We start from the raw sequence: 912 nt of genomic DNA on the forward strand, positions 1-912 counted from the left end.
AGGCATGCCGCTCGCTGCGACCTTCGCCTTCGGATTTCGAGGCGGAGGTTGTCATGGCACGCCGACGGCATGAACTCTCTGACCAAGAGTGGGCGCTGCTGGAGCCGCTGCTGCCGCAGTTGCAGACACCCGGGCGCCATTACCGTGATCACCGCACCGTGCTCAACGGGATGCTGTTCCGGCTCAACACGGGCATTCCGTGGCGTGACCTGCCCGAGCGCTACGGGCCGTGGCAAACCGTCTACTCGCGATCACGGCGCTGGGCGCGCACGGGCGTCTGGGACCGCATGCTGCAGACACTTCAAACGCAATTGGACGCCGCAGGCAGCATCGACTGGTCGCTGTGGTGCGTGGACGGCTCCAATGTCCGCGCGCACCAGGCAGCCGCCGGGGCGGGAAAAAAAACCGCTGCCACACGAGCCCGACGATCACGCCCTCGGGCGTAGCCGCGGCGGCTGGGGCACCAAGCTGCACCTGGTGACGGATGGGGCTGGGTTGCCGCTGGCAGTCAAGGTCAGCGCCGGCCAGGCCAACGAAGCGCCATACGCCAAACCGTTGTTGGACTCTGTGCGTGTCTGTCGCCCCAACGGTACGGTGCGTCAGCGGCCCGAGCGCGTGGCCGGCGACAAGGGTTACAGCCATCGTCACATCCGCCAGTGGCTGCGCCAGCGCCACGTCACGGTCGTGATTCCTGAGCGGCGCGACCAAGTTGCCCATCGCCGCGGGCGCCCGCCGAAGTTCGATGCCCAGCAGTACCGGCGGCGCAATGTCGTCGAGCGATGCGTTGGCTGGCTCAAACAGTCCCGCGCCGTGGCTACGCGCTTCGAGAAGCTGGCCATCCACTACGTTGGAGGCGTCAAGCTGGCGATGATCCGCCAGCACCTTCAACTGGCCTTATCAAACACAACCTAG

The 912-nt window shown here is 66.3% G+C and carries 1 pseudogene; it reads left to right on the top strand.

Annotated elements, in window-relative coordinates:
• Positions 1–53 precede the first annotated feature (53 nt).
• Positions 54–912 (top strand): annotated as a pseudogene (locus ALA01S_RS32475) (IS5 family transposase).

It is taken from the genome of Azohydromonas lata NBRC 102462, assembly GCF_001571085.1.
Taxonomy (GTDB): Bacteria; Pseudomonadota; Gammaproteobacteria; order Burkholderiales; family Burkholderiaceae_C; genus Azohydromonas; species Azohydromonas lata.